Origin of the sequence: Aureimonas altamirensis, assembly GCF_023702225.1 — a bacterium.
GTDB lineage: Bacteria > Pseudomonadota > Alphaproteobacteria > Rhizobiales > Rhizobiaceae > Aureimonas > Aureimonas altamirensis_B.
In genome coordinates this window covers 253,597-269,420 of sequence record NZ_JAMQCO010000004.1, presented here as the reverse complement: position 1 = coordinate 269,420, position 15,824 = coordinate 253,597, and the positions used below count along the sequence as shown (strand labels likewise).

13 protein-coding genes are annotated in these 15,824 nt (G+C 67.7%); 8 read left to right on the top strand and 5 right to left on the bottom strand.

What is annotated here, in order from left to right; translation table 11 throughout:
* Positions 1-184: 184 nt before the first annotated feature.
* The 8 genes from NDN16_RS08795 to NDN16_RS08760 all read left to right on the top strand — a co-directional run bounded on the left by NDN16_RS08795 (position 185) and on the right by NDN16_RS08760 (position 8,923).
* Positions 185-1,279 (top strand): transporter substrate-binding protein, encoded by a 1,095-nt coding sequence (locus NDN16_RS08795; protein ID WP_251113243.1) that lies wholly within the window; start codon positions 185-187, stop codon positions 1,277-1,279.
* On the top strand, positions 1,276-1,881 hold the full coding sequence (locus NDN16_RS08790; RefSeq protein WP_251113242.1) for an ANTAR domain-containing response regulator: 606 nt from the start codon (positions 1,276-1,278) through the stop codon (positions 1,879-1,881). The genes NDN16_RS08795 and NDN16_RS08790 overlap by 4 nt, the downstream gene beginning before the upstream one ends.
* Entirely contained in the window at positions 1,878-2,783 is a 906-nt protein-coding gene (locus NDN16_RS08785) for an ABC transporter permease (RefSeq protein WP_251113241.1), read from the top strand. The genes NDN16_RS08790 and NDN16_RS08785 overlap by 4 nt, the downstream gene beginning before the upstream one ends.
* Positions 2,783-3,703, top strand: a complete 921-nt coding sequence (locus NDN16_RS08780) for an ABC transporter permease (protein WP_251113240.1) — start codon at positions 2,783-2,785, stop codon at positions 3,701-3,703. The genes NDN16_RS08785 and NDN16_RS08780 overlap by 1 nt, the downstream gene beginning before the upstream one ends.
* A 16-nt stretch (positions 3,704-3,719) precedes the next feature.
* On the top strand, positions 3,720-5,339 hold the full coding sequence (locus tag NDN16_RS08775; protein WP_251113239.1) for an ABC transporter substrate-binding protein: 1,620 nt from the start codon (positions 3,720-3,722) through the stop codon (positions 5,337-5,339).
* Between the two features lies 1 nt (position 5,340).
* Positions 5,341-6,285, top strand: coding sequence for an acetamidase/formamidase family protein (locus tag NDN16_RS08770; protein WP_251113238.1), 945 nt, complete (start codon positions 5,341-5,343; stop codon positions 6,283-6,285).
* Entirely contained in the window at positions 6,285-8,015 is a 1,731-nt protein-coding gene (locus NDN16_RS08765; RefSeq protein WP_251113237.1) for an ABC transporter ATP-binding protein, read from the top strand. Before NDN16_RS08770 ends, NDN16_RS08765 begins: the two co-directional genes overlap by 1 nt.
* A gap of 92 nt (positions 8,016-8,107) precedes the next feature.
* A complete protein-coding gene (locus NDN16_RS08760) occupies positions 8,108-8,923 on the top strand; it encodes an IclR family transcriptional regulator (RefSeq protein ID WP_251113236.1) in 816 nt (271 codons plus the stop codon).
* On the opposite strand, the gene NDN16_RS08755 is transcribed toward NDN16_RS08760, so the two are convergent.
* The 5 genes from NDN16_RS08755 to NDN16_RS08735 are packed head-to-tail and all read right to left on the bottom strand — an operon-like array spanning position 8,920 to position 15,823.
* The gene (locus NDN16_RS08755) at positions 8,920-9,678 is read right to left on the bottom strand and encodes an electron transfer flavoprotein subunit beta (RefSeq protein WP_251113235.1); all 759 of its coding nucleotides are present in this window, start codon (positions 9,676-9,678) and stop codon (positions 8,920-8,922) included. The two genes, NDN16_RS08760 and NDN16_RS08755, sit on opposite strands and share 4 nt — an antisense overlap.
* Entirely contained in the window at positions 9,675-10,847 is a 1,173-nt protein-coding gene (locus NDN16_RS08750) for an electron transfer flavoprotein subunit alpha/FixB family protein (protein ID WP_251113234.1), read from the bottom strand. The genes NDN16_RS08755 and NDN16_RS08750 overlap by 4 nt, the downstream gene beginning before the upstream one ends.
* Positions 10,844-12,736: a DUF3483 domain-containing protein gene (locus NDN16_RS08745; protein ID WP_251113233.1), complete on the bottom strand. Its 1,893-nt coding sequence runs from the start codon at positions 12,734-12,736 to the stop codon at positions 10,844-10,846. Before NDN16_RS08745 ends, NDN16_RS08750 begins: the two co-directional genes overlap by 4 nt.
* A gap of 22 nt (positions 12,737-12,758) precedes the next feature.
* Positions 12,759-14,798 carry an FAD-dependent oxidoreductase gene (locus NDN16_RS08740; protein ID WP_251113232.1) on the bottom strand — a complete coding sequence of 680 codons (2,040 nt, stop codon included), beginning with the start codon at positions 14,796-14,798 and terminating at the stop codon, positions 12,759-12,761.
* Positions 14,795-15,823 (bottom strand): GlxA family transcriptional regulator, encoded by a 1,029-nt coding sequence (locus NDN16_RS08735; protein ID WP_251113231.1) that lies wholly within the window; start codon positions 15,821-15,823, stop codon positions 14,795-14,797. The genes NDN16_RS08740 and NDN16_RS08735 overlap by 4 nt, the downstream gene beginning before the upstream one ends.
* Position 15,824: the final 1 nt, after the last annotated feature.

Below are 15,824 nucleotides of genomic sequence, written 5' to 3'. Positions count from 1 at the left end.
CCCCTCCTGCAAACAAATTGAGCCTGCCCAAAATTCCATCTTGACGTGTGGTTGCGCCCGGCGCAGGATCGTGCCGGATACCAGCCTCGTAACGCTGGATGGCAAACAAGCCCTGACTGGTCCCGCGCAGCAACCTGCCCCGCGCGAGGCCCGCAGGGCTTTTTTTATGGGCGGATCACAGCCGGTGAAGACCCGTATAAGACTGGGCATCCTGTTCTCGGGATCGGGCGGTTATGAGCTGCTGGGGCGGGCCTGCCGCGACGGCGCGCTGAGCGCGGTCGAGGAGGTCAACGCCGATCGCGGCCGCAGCATCGCCTTCGACCCGGTCGAGGGCAACCCGGCGGGGCGGATCGACGCCTATGCGCCGCAATGCGCGGACCTCATGCAGCGGGACGGGGCGCGGCACATCATCGGCTGCATCACCTCCTGGAGCCGCAAGGAGGTCATCCCGGTGCTGGAAAAGCACAATGGCATGCTCTGGTATCCCGCGCCCTACGAGGGATTCGAGGCAAGCGAGCATGTGGTCTACATGAATGCGGCGCCGAACCAGCATCTGGTGCCGTTGTTCCGGTATGTCGCGGCGCGCCACGGTCGGGACGCGTTCCTGGTGGGCTCCAACTATATCTGGGGCTGGGAGATGAACCGCATCGCCCGCGACCTCGTCGCCGACGCCGGCGGACAGCCGAAGGGAGAGCGGTATCTGCCGCTCGGCGATACCGATGTCGGCCGGCTGATCGCCGAAATAAGGGCTTGCGAACCCGATTTCATCCTCAATACGCTCATCGGTCCGTCTTCCTATGCCTTCTACGAGGCTTATGCGGCTTTGGGGAAAAGCGATCCGCGCTTCCTGCCCGACCGACGGCCGATCCTGTCCTGCAACCTGACGGAGCAGGAGTTGCCTTCCATCGCGCCGCATGGCGACGGGCACCTGTCGTGCCTGCCATTCATCCATGGGGGTGGGGCTGGTCCGCGATCGTCCTTCGAGGCGGCGGCCCATGCGTCGGTAACGGTGCTTGCGGACGCCATCGAAGCCGCCGGAACGGACGATCCCGCAGCGGTGCGCCTGGCGCTGGCCAAGGGCACGCACCGGACGGCTCTGGGCCCCGTCCGCATCGATGCCCCGACGCAGCATTGCGCCTTGCCGGCGAAGATAGGGCGCATCGCGGGCAAGAGCTTCGAAGTGCTGGAGACGAGCCCCGGCGCGCTCGATCCGGATCCTTATCTGTCGCGCTACGACCCCGCCACGCTGTTCCAGCCGACGCTGAGGCTGGTGCGATGACGCGGCGTGCGCGCATCCCCAACCTGGGCGGCTCCCGCGCGGTCGTGCTGCACCGTCCGCATGCCGCGATCGAAGGTCTCGCGCGCCAGCTTGCGGCGATCGGGCTGGATGTCGAGATGGCCTGGCCGGATCTGCCGCCTTCGGCCAGCGGCGCCGACTTCCTGTTCTTCGATGTCGACCATGGGTTCGACGAACAGTTTCCGTGGAGGCCCGGCGAGGCGCCGATGCCGCTTGTGGCGCTGATCGGCTCCGAGGCGCCGGGACGCATCGAATGGGGACTGTCGCAGCGCGCCGATGCCCAGTTGATGAAACCGGTGGGCGCCGCGGGCGCCTATGCCGCACTGCTGATCGCTCGGCGTGCCTTCGACGACCGGCAGCGGCTTGAGCGTGAAATCGCAAGCCTTCGGGAACGCGTCCTGGAGCGGCAAAGCATCGTGCGCGCCGTCGTGGCCCTGTCGGCGGCCGGCATAGGAGAGGAACAGGCCTATGCGCAATTGCGGGCGCTGGCGATGAACTGGCAGGTGACGATGGAAGCAGCCGCCCGGCGGGTGATCGAACTCAAGAATCTGCATGGCGATCGGGACGGGGAGGCCTCGGCATGAGCGTCCTGATCGGGCCGGAAGCGGCAATTCCGCCATCGGCACCTGTGGGCGGCAACGGTATCCTGCGCCGCCTGCTGCGCCGCAAGCTGGCCATGCTGGGACTTGCGGCCATCGCCCTCGTCGTGGCGGCCGCACTGCTGGCTCCCGCAATCGCGCCGTTCGACCCCAACGAGCAGTTCTTCGACGGTTTGACGATCGAGGGCGCGCCGCTTTCGCCGTCGCAGACCTACTGGCTGGGCACCGACCTCCTGGGGCGGGACCTCCTGTCGCGGTTGCTCTATGGCGCACGCACGTCGCTGCTGATCGGCATCGTCGCCAATGGCGCCGCGCTGACCATCGGAACGCTGGTCGGCGTGGTCGCCGGCTATTATCGCGGTATCGTCGGCACGGTGCTGATGCGCTTCACCGACCTGATGATGGCGTTTCCGGCGCTGTTGCTGGCCATCTGCCTCGCCGCGGTGCTGCGGCCGAGCCTGTGGATCGTGGCGCTGGTGATCGCCCTGGTGAACTGGGTGCAGGTGGCCCGCGTGGTCTATTCGGAGACGCGGTCGCTTGCCGAACGCGAATTCATCCAGGCCGAGAAGACGCTGGGGGCCGGTTCGGGTCGTATCCTGTTCCGCCATATCCTGCCGCATCTGACCTCGACGGTCATCGTCTACGGCACACTCGGCATTTCCACCACCGTCCTTCTGGAGGCGACCCTGTCCTTCCTCGGCGTCGGAGTGCAGCCGCCGGACGCCTCCTGGGGCAACATCATCTTCGAGAACCAGACCTACTTCCAGGCCGCCCCCTGGCTGGTGTTCTTTCCCGGCGCGGCGATCCTGCTGGTGGCACTGGCCTTCAACCTCGTGGGAGACGCGTTGCGCGACGCGCTCGATCCCACCGAACAGGGGCGCGACTGATGGCAGCCTATCTTGCCCGCCGGCTGGGCCAGTCGGTATTGATCCTTCTGGGTGTCAGCCTGATCACCTTCGCGCTGCTGTATCTCCTGCCGGCCGATCCGGCCCGACAGATCGCAGGGCGCACCGCCTCGGCCCAGCAGGTAGCCAATATCCGCATGCAGCTCGGGCTCGATCAGCCCTTTCTGGTGCAGTACCTGCGCTATCTCGGCAATCTCGTGCAGGGCGATCTCGGGCGCTCCTACCTGCAACGCTCCGCCGTGTCGGACCTTATCGTCGCAAGACTTCCGGCAAGCCTTCTGCTGATGGTGGCGGCAATCGCCTGCGAGATCACCCTCGGCCTGACGATGGGCGTCCTGGCCGCCGTTCGGCGCGGCAAGGCCAGCGACCATGCGCTGATGGTGACGTCCTTCATCACCGTATCGGCACCGCAATTCGTGGTCGGCCTGCTTCTTCTCTACGTCTTCGCGGTTCGGCTGGGCTGGTTCCCGATCGGCGGCTACGGCAGCATCTCGCACCTCGTCCTGCCGGCGCTCACGCTGGGTATCCTCGGCGCCGGCTGGTATGCGCGCATGATGCGCTCTTCCATGGTGGACGTGCTGCGGCAGGATTATATCCGCACCGCGCGCGCCAAGGGCCTGCGCCGCTTCACCATCCTGGCCCGCCACGCCATGCCCAACGCCATCCTGCCGGTGGTCGCGATGATCGGCATCGACATCGGCCTTTTCATGAGCGGCATCGTGGTGGTGGAAAGCGTCTTCGGCTGGCCGGGCATCGGCCAACTGGCCTGGCAGGCCATCCAGCGCGTCGACCTGCCCATCATCATGGGCGTCACGCTGGTTTCGGCGCTGGCCATCGTGCTCGGCAATCTGCTGGCCGATCTCGTCTCACCTTTCGTCGATCCCCGTATCAAGCTCCAGTAAAAAGGAAGACCGACCCATGCTTTCCTACTTCAAGGCCGGCGCCGCAGCCCTGGCTATCTCCGCAGCGCTTTTGTCGGCCCCATCGCGCGCGGTGGCGCAGGATGGCGGCGGAGCCATCACCGTCACCTACAAGGACGATATCGCCACGCTGGACCCGGCCATCGGCTACGACTGGCAGAATTTCTCCATGATCAAGGCGATCTTCGACGGCTTGATGGATTACGAGCCCGGTACCGCCACGCTTCGGCCGGGCCTTGCGCAGTCCTACGAGATTTCGCCGGACGGCACGGTCTTCACCTTCACTCTGCGTGACGGCGTCAAGTTCCATAACGGCCGCGTCATGACCGCGGAGGACGTGAAATATTCGTTCGAGCGCACGGTGAACCCGGCCACGCAGTCTCCCGGCGCCGGCTTTCTCGCCTCGATCGAAGGCTTCGACGCAATGCAGGCCGGCCAGGCGAACGAGCTTTCAGGGGTGAAGATACTGGACCCGAAGACGGTGCAGGTGACGCTGTCGCGTCCGGACGCGACCTTCCTTTCGGTCATGGCGCTGAACTTCTCCTTTATCGTGCCGAAGGAAGAGGTGGAGGCGTCGGGCGCCGATTTCGGCCGCAAGCCCGTGGGCACCGGCGCCTTCAGGCTGGCCGAGTGGACGCTTGGCCAGAAGCTCGTTCTGGAAAAGAATCCCGATTACTACCGCGAGGGCGCGCCGAAGCTGGACGAAATCAATTTCGAGATCGGGCAGGAGCCGGTCGTGTCGCTGCTGCGGGTCCAGAACGGCGAGGTGGACGTACCGGGCGACGGCATTCCGCCGGCCAAGTTCCGCGAGGTGATGGACGATCCGGATCAGGCCGCACGGGTGGTGGAGGGCGTGCAACTGCATACCGGCTACATCACCATGAACACGAAAGCCGCCCCTTTCGACGATCTAAAGGTGCGCCAGGCCGTCAACATGGCGATCAACAAGGATCGCATCGTGCAGATCATCAACGGGCGCGCGACGCCTGCCAACCAGCCGTTGCCTCCGACCATGCCCGGCTATGTCGAGGGGTATGAAGGGTACAAGTACGATGTCGAGGCGGCAAAGGCGCTGCTGGCCGAGGCCGGGCATCCGGACGGCTTCGAGACGGAACTTTTCGTCGCCAACGTCGATCCGCAGCCGCGCATCGCGCAGGCGATCCAGCAGGATCTTGCCGCCATCGGCATCAAGGCGTCCATCCAGAGCCTCGCGCAGGCCAATGTGATCGCGGCCGGCGGCTCGGCCGAAGGCGCGCCGATGATCTGGTCGGGCGGCATGGCGTGGATCGCCGACTTCCCCGACCCGTCCAACTTTTATGGCCCCATCCTGGGGTGCGCCGGCGCGGCGGAGGGCGGCTGGAACTGGGCCAAGTACTGCAACGAGGCGCTGGACGAGAAGGCCGCCGCCGCCGATGCGATGGTGGACCCGGCCAAGGCGGAAGAGCGCGCCAGGGCCTGGGGCGAAGTCTATGAGGGCGTCATGGCCGACGCTCCCTGGGTGCCGGTGTTCAACGAGAAGCGCTACACCATGCGCTCGGCCCGCATGGGTGGCGACGATGCGCTCTACATCGATCCGGTGAATACGCCGATGAACTACCGTTACGTCGAGACCAAGTAGCATGTGCAAGGCCTGCGATTACACGATCCACGGTCGCCAGCATCATTTCGGCTGGGACAATTCCCTGAAGCCCGCGCTGCGGGTGGCGCCTGGCGCCACCATCGAGTTCGAGTGCCAGGACAGTTCGGCCGGGCAATTGACGCCCGGCTCCACGGTCGACGACGTGAAGGCGCTCGATTTCGGCAGGATCAACCCCGTGTCCGGCCCCATCTTCATGGATGGGGCCGAGCCGGGCGATGCCTTGAAGGTGACGATCGAGGGGTTCCGGCCATCCGGTTTCGGCTGGACGGCCAATATTCCGGGCTTCGGCCTTCTGGCCGACCAGTTCGCCGAACCGGCGCTGACGATCTGGCGATACGATCCGCATTTCCTGGAGCCTGCCGCCTTCGGCGCGCATGGGCGCGTACCGCTGAAGCCTTTTGCCGGCACCATCGGCAACGCGCCTGCGGATCCGGGGCACCATTCCGTGGTTCCGCCACGCCGCATGGGCGGAAATCTCGATATAAGGGACCTGTCGGCCGGCACGGTGCTGTATCTGCCGGTCGAGGTTGCCGGTGCTCTGTTTTCCGTGGGCGATACGCATGCGGCGCAAGGCGACGGCGAAGTATGCGGAACGGCGATCGAAAGCCCGATGAACGCCGTCCTGACACTGGACCTCGTCAAGGACGCCAACCTTGCCATGCCGCGCTTCACCACGCCCGGCCCGGTCACGCGGCATCTGGACGCGAAGGGCTATGAGGTGACGACCGGAGTCGGCCCCGACCTGATGACCGGGGCGCGGCAGGCCGTTGCCGACATGGTGGAACTTCTGGCGGCGCGCTACGGCTTGAACCCGGTGGACGCATATATGCTGGTGTCCACATGCGGGGATCTGCGCATATCCGAGATCGTCGACATGCCCAACTGGGTCGTTTCCTTCTATTTCCCGCGTGTCGTGTTCGAGTGATGGAGGGTCCGGTCCTGTCGGTGGACGATCTCAGCATCGGGGTCGGCTCACGCATGCTCGTCGAGGGGGTGAGCTTCGATCTCGGGCGGGGCGAGACGGTCTGCGTCGCGGGCGAATCGGGCTCCGGCAAGTCCTTGACGTCTCTGGCCATCATGGGTCTTCTGCCGCAGCCGGGGCCCGTCGTCGCCCGCGGCTCGATCCGCCTTGGCGGGCAGGATCTGACGCGCCTGCCGGACAGCGCCATGCGGCGCATCCGAGGCGACCGCATAGCGATGATCTTCCAGGAGCCGATGACGTCGCTGAACCCTGTCCTGTCCATCGGCCGGCAGGTCACCGAGGCGATCGAGGCGCATCGCGACGTGGAGCCCGGCGTAGCAAGGCGCCTGGCGCTGGAGGCATTGGAAGCGGTGCGCATTCCGGAGGCCGCCCGGCGGCTGAACCAGTACCCGCACGAACTGTCCGGCGGCATGCGCCAGCGGGTTATGATCGCGATGGCGCTGGCGCTCCAGCCGGACGTCCTGATCGCCGACGAGCCGACCACCGCGCTGGACGTGACCATCCAGGCGCAGGTGCTGGGGCTTCTGAAGGAAATACAGGAAGCGCGCGGCACCTCGATCATCCTCATCACGCACGACATGGGCGTGGTTGCCGAGATGGCCGACAGGGTCGTCGTGATGCGGCGGGGGCGGGCAGTGGAAAGCGGCGCCGTGGGCGCGCTCTTCGCAAGGCCGGCGACGGCCTATACAGGCGAACTGCTTGCCGCCGTCCCACGCATGGGCGACGGCAGCGCCCGGCGCGAGCCCAGGCACGGCCAGCCCGTGGCGGAAATCCGCGATCTTGCGGTGCGCTTTCCCATCAAGGGCGGCTTTCTGGGCCGCACCGTGGCCGAGGTGCATGCCGTGGCCGGGATATCGTTCGACATCCCGGCACGTACGACATTGAGCCTCGTGGGCGAAAGCGGATGCGGCAAATCCACGACCGCCAAGGCGATCGCGGGCCTTGTCCCCTATGCCGGGCAAATCTCCGTTGCGGGACGGCCGGCGGAAAACCTTTCGGCCACGGACCGCAAGGCGCTGCGGCGCGACGTGCAGATGGTATTCCAGGATCCGTTCGCGTCTCTCGACCCGCGCATGAGCGTCGGCGATCTCGTGGCCGAGCCGCTGGTGATCCACGGCATCGGAAAGGCCGGTGAGCGGCGTGACCGCGCCGCAGGCCTGTTCGAGCGTGTCGGCTTGTCGGTCGATGATATGCAGCGCTATCCGCACCAGTTCTCCGGCGGGCAGCGCCAGCGTATCTGCATTGCACGGGCGCTGGCGCTGCGGCCCAAGCTCATCATCGCGGACGAAAGCGTGTCGGCTCTGGACGTATCGGTCCAGAAGCGGGTGCTGGAACTCCTGGCGGAACTGCAGGCCGAGTTCGGCATCGCCTACCTGTTCATCAGTCACGATATGGCGGTGGTGGAAAACATCTCCGACCGCGTGGCGGTGATGTATCTTGGCCAGGTCGTGGAACTGGGTACGGCCGCACAGGTATTCGGCAATCCGCGCCATGCCTATACGCGTCGTCTGATCGAAGCGGTGCCGGTGCCGGACCCGGCCAGGCGGCGCGCGGTGTTTCCGCGTTTGTCCGGCGAAATCCCGAGCGCCGTGCGCAAGCCGGGCGACGCGCCGAAAAGGCTGTTGCTACGCGATGTCGGCGGCGGACACCTGGTAGCCGAAGAGGCAGCCTGATGCGCGCTCCGCCGATCGTCGCAACCGGGCGCGATTGACTGGACCGTCTATTCGCGGAATACCGCGACGAAGCGTCAAGCGGAGTTGGGCCGATGGACAAGCCAGTCGAGGAGACCGTCAATCGCCGGACGCGCGGCCTCGACCGCGCCTTCGACATTCTCGACTGCCTGCGCGAGGCCGGCCGCCCGTTGCGGCCCAACGAGATCGCCGCGGCCATGGCCGCGCCGCGCTCGACCGTGTACGAGATCGTCAACGCCCTGACGAAGCTGGACGTCCTGGAGGCGGCGGGTGGCGACGGGCGTGTCTTCCTCGGCCGTCGCCTGTTCCTGTACGGGCAGGCCTACGGCCACCAGTCCGACCTTCCCGACAGAGTGGCGGCCGTGCTGGACAAGGTTGCCGGGCAGACGCAGGAGACGGCCCAGTTCTGCCTGCTCGACGGTAACAAATACACCGTCGCGATGATGCGCGAGGGGCCGCGGCCTTTCCGCATATCGTCCAATGTGGGCGAGCGCACCCCTATTCCCTGGACGGCGTCCGGGCGATTGCTTCTCGGCCATATGAGCGAAGAGCAGATCAGAGCCTTCGTGCCGGCCGACGATTTCCGCCTGCCGTCCGGCGACATGCTCGATCCGGGCGAGTTCGCCCGTCAGTCCCACCGTGCCGTGCGGGAGGGCTACTTCACCTTCGATTCCATCGTCGACAGCTATACCCATTGCTTCGCCGTGCCCGTCTGCCGGCCGGACGGCACGGCAGCCGCCACGCTGTGCCTGGTCGCGCCCAAGGCCGATGCTAGCCGCAACCATGCAGACTATCTCGATACGCTCCGGCAGGCCGCCCAAACGCTGCAGCCGCTTTTCGTCGACGATGCCGCGAGCCACCGAAGCCTGGGCCGAACTTTTTCTCGCTAGCGCGACAACGCGCCGATATCGCGCAGATAGGCCAGGATGGCACGTGCGGCGGTTTCCGGATCCGGCTTTACCATCAATTCTCCGCCTCCTGCTGCTGATGCCGTCGCGGCCTTCAGCCGGTCGGCGGCGCTGCCGCCGCTGACCGCCCCACGCATGATGCGGGCGCGGGGCCGGTGCGGTCGCGTGTCGTGGTCCGGAGCCGTCTTGGCCGGGCAGGGCGTTGTAGCCACCGTTTCCACGCGCCCGCGCCGCGCCTGCCCGAAGGCGTAGGGCAGCGCGGGGGCCGTCGGATGCACCGTCACGACCAGCGGAAATGGCTGACGCATCCGACGCCTCATCCCGCGTGGCAGTGCCTGCTCGACGATCAGCTCTTCTCCGCTCGCATGCGAAAGGCGGGCGGCGTCGGCAAGGATGGGCCACCCTAGAACCCGGGCCAGAAGATAGGGCAGCAGGCCCGTATCGCCGCCACCGGTGGCGCGGTTGCCCGCCAGCACGAGGTCCGGGCCGATGCGCGAAACCTCGGCGGCAAGGACCGGAAGGACGTCCGCCTGCGCCGGTATCAGCAGATGACGGATCGTTTCCAGTCCATGGCCGAGCGCCGGCAGGACGGCATCGGCCTCCGGGCCGGCATGAAGCCCGATCGTCTCCGCGCCCAGGTCGGCCGCAAGGCGTATGGCGCCGAGCTCGGCCGGCGGCGGCGCCGGATTGCCCGTCAGGGGGTTGCGTCCGGCGGACAGGAGGATCAGCGTCTTCATGCCTGCGGCTCCGCTTCCAGAAGGCGTTTCAGCGCCTCCATCACCGGCTGCGCATCGGCGACGATGGCAAGGCCGGCCCGCTCGATCATCGCCGCATGGAGGTCCGTATTCACGGCCACCACATGCTCGCAGCCGGCGATGCCCTGAAGGTGCTGCGGCGCGCCCGCGATGCCGAGCGCGAAATAGCAGTCCGCCGCAAGGACGGTTCCGGACGCGCCCACTTGCGCCGCGCGGGGCATCAGGCCGGCATCGCAGACGACCCGGCTGGCGCCGGGCGTCGCCCCCAGCAAGGCCGCCACCTGCCGGAACAGGCTGAAATCATGGATGCCGTTGCCGGCCGAAACCACGAAGCCGGCCTCGGCCAGCGGCAGCGAGCCCGCCTGCGGACGGATCTGCTCCGCCACGCGCCGACCATCGGGAAGATCGCCGACGACCATCATGCGCGCCTCGCGCAGGTCGGCGCCGTGCGGCAGGATCATATCGGGCGCGATCGTCATGACGGGGGCGGCCTCGGCCACCTGGTCGAGGCCGCGGCCGGGCAGGGCGCGGACGACGCCGCGCGCGGAAAACTGCTCGACGCCGGCAAAAAAACCTTGCTGCCGGGCAACGGCGATGCGGCGGGCAAGGTCTCCGCCGTCGCCGGTTTCCGCCGCCACGACATGATGGGGCCGGACGGCGTCGATGAGGGCGAGGGCCAACTGCGCCCTGTCTTCCGGATGGGCTGTTCCCGGCACCGCGATTACCCTGTCGGCGCCTGCAGTGCCTGCATCGGCAGGCGGCCCTGATGCCGCCAGGATGACGCCGCCGGTCTTGCCGGCCAGTTGCCGCGCCGCGCCAAGCACCTGACGATCCATCGGCGACAGCCGACCGTCTCCGGCTTCGCCGAAGGCGAGAACCCAGAATTCGGGCTCCTCGACGACCACCACGCGCGCGGTGGCGAGGTCGGCGGCGATCGGTTGTCGAATGGCCGGCGCCGGGCCGGCGCGCTGGCCGCGATCCAGCCGCAGCCGCGGCGTGGTCGCCACGATTTGGCCGATCGTCTCGGCCCTCGGATCCGCCCGTTTGCGGGGCGCTCCGGCGCCGCCACGCCGGTCGTAGCGCAACCGCACCGTGCCAGGCACCAGCAGCCGTGCAAGCTCCCGCCTGGGATCTTTTCGTGGCCGGATCATGCGGGCACCGGGATACGGCTTTCGGTGCGCTCCGCCGCACGCAACACCAGTTCCGCGATGTCCAGCACGTCGGGCCTGTCGCCGACGACACCTTCCAGCATGGCCGTGCATTGCGGACAGGCCACGGCCACCACCGCCGCGCCCGTATCGCGCGCCTGCTCCATGCGGATATCGGGTATGCGGCGCTCTCCCTCCACATCCGCCAGCGGGGCACCGCCGCCGCCGCCGCAGCACATGGAGCGGCGTCCGTGGCGGCCCATTTCCCTGACCTCGATGCCGATCCGCGACAACAGGCGGCGCGGCGCTTCCACCTCTCCGTTGTAGCGGCCGAGATAACAGGGGTCGTGGTAGGTGACGGCTTGCCCGGACAGGTCGGTCAGGGCCAGTGCGCCACCCTCCGCCAACGCGTCCAGGAAGGCGGTGTGATGGACGACGTCGTAATGTCCGCCGAATGCCGGGTATTCGTTGCGCAGGACATGCAGCGCATGCGGGTCGGCGGTCAGGATGCGGCCGAAGCGATAGCGCGACAGAGTCTCGATGTTCAGCCGCGCCAGCCGCTGGAACGTCGCCTCGTCTCCCAGCCGCCGCGCCGTGTCGCCGCAATCGCGCTCCTCAGAGCCCAGCACGGCGAAATCCACGCCGGCACGGTGCATCAGCCGCACCAGCGCCCGCAGGGTGCGCTGATAGCGCATGTCATAGGCGCCTTCGCCGAGCCACAGCAGGATTTCGGCCTGCCCCGTTTCGGCCAGGAGGGGCAGCGCGAGCCCTGCCGCAAAATCGCCCCGCGCGCCCAGCGGCCGGCCGCCGATCTCGTCCGCGGTGCGCAGGCGGGCCAGGCTTTCCTCTGCCTTGGGCGGCACGGCCCCGAGTTCCAGCGTCTGGAAGCGCCGCAAGCCGACGATGGCGTCGACATGCTCGATCATCATCGGGCACTCTTCCACGCAGGCGCGGCATGTCGTGCAGGACCACAGCGTATCCGGATGGATGAGCCCCTGCACACCGACGACGGGAACGTGCATGCCGCTGGAGCCGGCGACGGTGCGGGCGTTGGGGTAGGGGCTGCCGGCATAGGCCGTGTTGCCGCCCGGCGTCGACGCGGCAGCCAGATCCTGGATGAAGCGCTTCGGGTTCAGCGGCTGGCCTGCCGCGAAGGCCGGGCAGGCGGTTTCGCACCGACCGCACTGGATGCAGGCATCGAAGGACAAAAGCCTGTTCCATGGCATGTCGGCCGGCGTCTCGGCGCCGAGCCGGTCATCCGCCAGATCAAGTGCCGGAAGGGCGGTGGACAAGCCGCCGTCGAAGCGTTCCGGCCTCGGATGGGCGGCTAGGTGCAGCGCACCGGCAACGGCATGCCGCATCGGGCCCGCGCCTGTCTGGTAGGCAAGGCCGAGCCCGCCTGCCAGCGCCAGCGCGAAACCGACGAGATTGACAGCCGGCGAAAGCGGCAGCGCAACCATGGCGCCCCCCGCCGCATAGGCCAGCAACAGCACCGGCAGAAACCGGAACGCCCCTTTGGACAGGCGTTTCGGTGTCGGCGGACGGCGCCGCAGCCCGACCATGAGCGTGCCTGCCAGCATGGCCGCGAAGACAAGGGCGGTCAGCCAGCCGAAGGCCGGCCATGTGCCGAGCGGCGTCGCAAGGCCGGCAAGGCCGAGGGCTGAGCCGGCAAGCAGTCCGCCCGCCACCAGTGCGTGCATCCGCGCCGTGAACGGGTCGCGTGCGACGACGGCGTGGACGTCGTGCAGATATCGGCGCGGCATTGCGGCAAGGCCGGAGGCCCACGCCACCGCCGCCGGCGCGCCCCCACGCCAGATGGCGATGCGCGGCGCAAGGCGCAGCGCTGCCACGACCAGCATGGCGATGACGGCGATGCCGAGGGCGGAGGTCATTCTGCGTCCCTCCGGCCCATCGTCAGATATCCTTGCAGAGGCGCAGCGCGTCGTAGATCGCCGCGTGGATGTTGCGGCCGGCCACGGCATCGCCGATGCGATAGAGTGCGAACCCCTCGCCGTCATCGGGTTGCGGCCGGCCGGCCACCAGCGCTTCCTGGTCGGTCTGGCCGTGGTTGCGGGATTTCTCCTTCAGGCCGAAATACAGCCGGTCCACCGGCAGGCTGCCATAGTCCACCACCACGCGGTCCACGACACGCTCCTCTTCCGTGTCGGTGTAGGTGTTGCGCAGGGCCGCGACCAGGCGGTTGCCCTCGGGGTAGATCTCGATCAGCTCCATGTTGGGCGACATCACCACGCCGAGCTTGTACAACTCGCGAAGATGGATCGGCTGGTTGGTCGTGCCGATCTCTTCTCCCACCATCCGGTCGTGCGTGGCGATTTCCACCAGGCAGCCGCGCCTGGCCAGATGCTCGGCGGTCGAGGATGCGTTGTGCTGGCCCTGCTCGTCATAGACGAGGACGGAGCCGGTCGGCTCCACGGCCCCGGTCAGGACGTCCCAGGTGGACACGGCGAAGCTGTCGGCGCCCTTGGCGTGGCCGAGATTGGGCCTGCCCCCCGTGGCCACGATGACGATGTCGGGCTTCTCCGCCAGCACCGCTTCCTCCGTCGCCTCCTGCCCAAGCCGCAGGTCGACGCCCAGCTTCACCACCTGGGCATTCAGCCAGCGCGATATGCCGGACAGGGCTTCCCGCCAGGTGGCCTTGGCGGCGATGGAAATCTGCCCTCCGGTGCCCGGCTGCTTCTCGAACAGGACCACGGCATGGCCGCGGAGCGCCAGCACCCGGGCGGCCTCCAGCCCGGCCGGCCCGCCGCCGATCACCACGGCCTTCTTGCGCGTCGCGCCCGGCGCCACGTCGTGCGGCATCGTCGCCTCGCGCCCGGTGGCCGCGTTCTGGATGCACAGGGCGTCACCGCCGACATAGATGCGGTCGATGCAGTACCCGGCGCCGACGCACTGGCGGATATCGTCGGCCCGGCCCTCCTGCAGCTTCTTCACCAGATGGGGATCGGCAATATGGGCGCGGGTCATCGCCACCATGTCCACATGGCCTTCGGCAACGGCGCGGGCGGCGCTGGCGATGTCGGTCACGCGCTGGGCGTGGAACACCGGTATGTCCACCTCGCGCTTGATGGCGCTCGGAAGGTACAGGAAGGGCGCGACGGGAAAGCTCATGTTCGGCAGGGAAACGGCATGGGCAATATGGTCGCGCGCCTGGCCGCCGATGATGTTGAGGAAATCCACCAGCCCGCGCCCGGCATATTCCGTCGCGATCGTCATCAGGTCGTCCTGCGACAGGCCGTCGCCGACCATCTCGTCGCCCGACATGCGGATGCCGATGACGAAGTCGTCGCCCGCCGCCATGCGCATCGCTTCCAGGATCTCGATGCCGAAGCGCATCCGGTTATCCAGGCTGCCGCCATAGGCGTCGGTGCGCCGGTTCGAGGAGGGGCTCCAGAACTGGTCCACCAGATGCCCGTGCGCCGCCGAGATTTCGCAGCCGTCCAGCCCGCCTTCGCGGCAGCGCCGCGCGGCCTCGGCGAAAGCCCGCACCACGCGGTCGATATCCTCCTGCTCCATTTCCTTCGGCACGGAGCGTGACGCCGGCTCGCGGCGGACGGAGGGTGCGATGGTGGGCATCCAGTTGTCGGTATCGGAACGGGTCCGCCGTCCCATATGGGTAAGCTGGATCATAAGCCTGGCGCCATGCCGGTGAATGCGGTCCGAAAACTCTCGGAAAAACGGGACGACGCTGTCGTCCGCCACCGAAACCTGCGCCCAGGGTGTGGCCGGACTGTCGATCGCGACGGAAGAAGAGCCGCCGAACATCGTAAGGCCGATGCCGCCCCTTGCCTTCTCCTCGTGGTAGAGCTGGTAACGTTCCTGCGGCTTGCCGTCCTTGCCGTAGCCGGGTGCATGGCTGGTGGACATGACCCGGTTGCGGATGGTGAGACCCTTGATCGTCAGCGGCTTCAGGAGCGCGTCGGCATTGGCGATCATGACAGGATATCCTCGGTTGGGCGCGCTGCCCCATCAGCCGGGCGCGCCCGCTTGTCCGTCTGCGGCGGCAATGCCCTTTCGCTGCGCGGCGCGTGGCCGAAGCGCCGCCGGTAGGCCGCCGAAAAGTGGGCGGGCGAAACGAAACCGCAGGCGATGCCGACCGCCGTCACGCTGAGGTCGGACTGGCGCAGAAGATCGCGCGCGTGGGAGAGGCGCAACGACAGGTAGTATTCGGCAGGGCCGACGCCGGTATGCTGGCGGAACAGCCGCTCGAGCTGGCGCGAAGACAGGTTGACGCGCGCCGCGATGGCGGTGACGGCCAGCGGCGCATCCATCGTGCGCCGCATCACCATGGCGGCGTAGTCGAGCGCGGGATGGGCCGGGCCATGGCGCGAGACCGGGGGCTGCTGGCTTTCGCCTTCTCCGCGCAGCCGCTCCAGGATGAACTGTTCTGCCAGCCGCTGCTTGACGCCGCGTCCGAGCCGCGCCTCCACCAGCGCCGCCATCATATCCATGGGTGCGGTGCCGCCGGTGCAGGTGAAGCGGTCGCGGTCGATCACGAAGACGTCTTCCACGAATTCGACATCGGCGAACTCCTCGCGGATGGCCGAAAGGTTTTCCCAATGGATGGCGCAGCGATAACCGTCCATCACGCCGGCTTCCGCCAAGGCGAAGCTGCCGGTGCACAGGGCACCCAGCGGCTGGCCGCGCCGCGCCATGCGGCGCAGTTCCTCCAGCGTCCGGCGGTCGACAGACGAGCGAATGTCCACGCCCCCGCAGACGAAGAGGATGTCGGGGCGGAACGTGCCCGAAAGTGCACAGGTGCGCGCCAGCGATAGGCCGTTGGACGCCTCCACCGGCTCGCCCGACAGGCTCATAACCCTCCAGCGGTAGATTTCACCGCCCGCCACGTAGTTGGCGATACGGCAGGCCTCGATGGCCGAACTGGCGGCGATCATCGAATAGTTCGGCAGCGTGAGGAAGCCGAAGCTCGTCAGGGATGCGATGTCGGGCGGGGCTCCCATG